The 2798-nt window shown below is 54.9% G+C and carries 5 protein-coding genes; 1 reads left to right on the top strand and 4 read right to left on the bottom strand.

Going from position 1 to position 2798, the window contains the following annotated elements; genetic code table 11:
• From Q7T06_RS02935 to yjgA, 4 genes are all read right to left on the bottom strand, one after another.
• Window positions 1–326: hypothetical protein (locus Q7T06_RS02935; protein ID WP_304779875.1), on the bottom strand; the 326-nt coding region annotated here is incomplete at its 3' end.
• 33 nt (window positions 327–359) lie between these two features.
• Window positions 360–1022, bottom strand: a complete 663-nt coding sequence (locus Q7T06_RS02930) for an alpha/beta hydrolase (protein WP_304779872.1) — start codon at window positions 1020–1022, stop codon at window positions 360–362.
• 35 nt (window positions 1023–1057) lie between these two features.
• Window positions 1058–1672, bottom strand: coding sequence for a molybdopterin adenylyltransferase (mog, locus tag Q7T06_RS02925; RefSeq protein ID WP_304779871.1), 615 nt, complete (start codon window positions 1670–1672; stop codon window positions 1058–1060).
• Window positions 1656–2240 carry a ribosome biogenesis factor YjgA gene (yjgA, locus tag Q7T06_RS02920; RefSeq protein WP_304779868.1) on the bottom strand — a complete coding sequence of 195 codons (585 nt, stop codon included), beginning with the start codon at window positions 2238–2240 and terminating at the stop codon, window positions 1656–1658. The genes mog and yjgA overlap by 17 nt, the downstream gene beginning before the upstream one ends.
• An 86-nt stretch (window positions 2241–2326) precedes the next feature.
• Between yjgA and Q7T06_RS02915 the strand changes: the two genes are divergently transcribed.
• The coding region (locus Q7T06_RS02915) for a PmbA/TldA family metallopeptidase (protein WP_304779864.1) at window positions 2327–2798 on the top strand (472 nt) is incomplete at its 3' end.

Genomic DNA, 2798 nt, shown 5'->3' with positions numbered 1-2798 from the left:
CCAAGGCCAGTGCGCGTCAGTCGGATAAAGGGCGCAAACCTGTTTGAGCCGAAGGCGAGTTTGTTTGTGCCCCCGACTGACGTGTGCTGGACTTGGGGATCCGCGCAGCGGGCAACGGCTGCTGCGTCGCCTTTCTTTGCCTTCTTTCTTTGGCGAAGCAAAGAAAGAAGGTGGCCGCCGGGCCACTCCCGGCAACTGAGTATCCACGAAGAAAAAACAGGATCAGCTACCGTTAACAGGCAGCAGAGAAACCTCTCTGAATTCCCGTCGAACAAGAATAGCTGACTGCGGGGTGATGAAAAACGCAAAAAAAAAAGACGCGTCAAGCGCGTCTTTCAAAATCAAGAAAAAGCAAAACCTTACTTCAAAACTTTTTTCAGGAAGTTGCTGATGTCATCGAGCTGCGGACCACAGACTGAATGCGGCATATTGTATTCATGCCAGTCAACCTGATAACCCAGCGCCTGCAACAGGCTCAGCGAACGCTGCGCACGCGCAATCGGGATCACCTGGTCGCCGCGGCCGTGGCCATAGTAAATGGGAATGTTCTTGTTGGCTACGCTGCGTTCGGCTTCCACGGTGGAATCGATAGGCACGTAACCCGACAGGCACAGCAGGCCGCCGAGTTTTTCCGGGTGGCGCAGGCCGACCTGGAAGGTCATTGCACAACCTTGTGAAAAACCTGCGATCAGTATCTTGTCGGTGGCGATGCCGCGCGCTTTTTCACGCTCTATCAATTCATTGATAGCAACCTGTGAAGCACGCAAGCCGGCTTCATCTTCTTCGCGACCGAATTCGGTAACGATCACGTCGTACCAGGCCGGCATTTCACGGAAGCCGTTGACGGTGACCGGTATCTCGGGCGCATGCGGGAACACGAAGCGGATGGCGGGGCAGCCGCTCAAATCCAGTTCCTTGACGATAGGAACAAAGTCATTGCCATCCGCACCCAGGCCATGCATCCAGATGATGGATACGGTTGGGTTCGGTGCGGTTTCGATTTCGACGGTTTGCAAAGTCATGATGTGTAGGAGCGTATTGCTGAAGAGTGTAAGAATTATTTGGCAGGACGGATCGCGTGCTTGGGACGCCATGCCTTGCAGATGGCTTCGTTGGTTTCTATGTACGGGCCGCCCATCAGGTCTATGCAGTAAGGCACAGCGGCAAAGATGCCGGCCACGATTTGCTTGCCGTCTGCATCTTTCAAGCCTTCCAGCGTTTCCTTGATGGATTTTGGCTGGCCGGGCAGGTTCATGATCAGTGCTGCATGATCGGCAGTTTCGCGGATCACGGTGACCTGGCGCGACAGGATGGCGGTCGGGACGAAGTGCAGGCTGATCTGGCGCATCTGTTCGCCGAAGCCGGGCATTTCCTTGGTGCCGACGGCGAGCGTCGCTTCCGGCGTGACGTCGCGGCGTGCCGGGCCGGTGCCGCCGGTGGTGATGACCAGATCGCAGTGCGCTGTATCGACCAGGTCTATCAGCGCTTTTTCAATTTCTGCCTGCTCATCCGGGATCAAACGCGTTTCCATCTGCCACTTGCTGCTCAGTGCGGCGGCAAACCAGGCTTGCAGGGCAGGGATGCCCTGGTCTTCATAGATGCCGCTGGAGGCGCGGTCGGAGATTGACACCAGGCCGATTTTCAATTCGTCAGGATCAGTCTTCTTCGACATCGTCTTCTTCATCCGTTGTTTGGGCGGCTGGTGCTTGCAATGATTTCAGAATCTGGAAAATTTCGCGATACGCTTTTGGTGGTTTGTTTTCCGCCTGCTCCTTGCGGGCATTGCGTATCAGGGTGCGCAAGTGTTGTGCTTCGAGTTGCGGATTTTCTTCCAGCAGCACAGTTAAGGCCTTGTCGTCGGTCAGCAGCTTGTCGCGCCTGCGTTCGATCGCATGCATGGCAGCGGTATCGGCTTTCGACAAACCTTTCCAGCTATCGAGCATTTTCTGGATGGCAGCAAGTTCGTGCTCCTCCAATGAACGCATTTTCTTGCCGACGTATTGCAACTGCCGGCGGCGACCTTCGTGGTCCTTGATCAACTGGCATTCGAGGATCGCATCGCGCACGTCTTCCGGCATCGGCACGCGCTTGACGCGGTCGCGCGGTTCGGCGATCAGCTCTGCGCCCAGTTTTTGCAGGGCGGTCATCTGGCGCTTGAGCTCGGATTTGGAAGGGCGCTCGTATTCCTGCTCGAATTCGGTGGACTGGAAGCCGCAGGAGCCTCGGTTTGGATTTGGCATGATCTGAATTGATAAGGCGTGTAGCCATTCTGTAAACGACTGCTATCATAACTGTTTTATACGCATTTCCGAAGAAAACGACCCCCATGAGCGATTCAGTGTTTATACATAGTCAAGATCAGTTAAAGCAACTTGCACAGGATGTGCTGCGTTATGCAAAGGAAAAAGGCGCATCGAATGCAGCTGTGGAGATCAGTGAGGGCAGTGGTTTGTCGGTTTCAGTGCGCAAGGGCGGCGTCGAAACGATAGAACAAAACAAAGACAAGGGCATGGGCGTCACGGTTTATCTGGGCGATGAGCGCCATGTCCGTCGCGGCAATGCCAGCACTTCGGATTTTTCGCAAAAAGCCTTGAAGGATACGGTAGAGGCGGCTTACAACATTGCACGTTTTACTGCAGAAGACGATTGCGCCGGTTTGCCGGATGAGGAATTGCTGGAACGCAATCCACAAGATTTGAAGCTTTGCTATCCGTGGCTGATCTCAAGCGAAGAAGCGGTCGAACTGGCGAAGCGCGGTGAAGCAGCAGCCTTCGCAGTCGACAAGCGCATCACCAATA

Origin of the sequence: Herminiimonas sp., assembly GCF_030645555.1 — a bacterium.
Classification (GTDB): Bacteria; Pseudomonadota; Gammaproteobacteria; order Burkholderiales; family Burkholderiaceae_D; genus Oxalicibacterium.
The sequence above is the reverse complement of the archived record's forward strand: the minus strand, read 5'-3'. Positions and strand labels throughout refer to the sequence as shown.

What these genes read in the sequence shown, in the direction of transcription:
- Q7T06_RS02930 (WP_304779872.1), bottom strand. Translation starts at nt 1,022, where the DNA reads ATGACTTTGCAAACCGTCGAAATCGAAACCGCACCGAACCCAACCGTA.
- mog (WP_304779871.1), bottom strand. Translation starts at nt 1,672, where the DNA reads ATGTCGAAGAAGACTGATCCTGACGAATTGAAAATCGGCCTGGTGTCA.
- yjgA (WP_304779868.1), bottom strand. Translation starts at nt 2,240, where the DNA reads ATGCCAAATCCAAACCGAGGCTCCTGCGGCTTCCAGTCCACCGAATTC.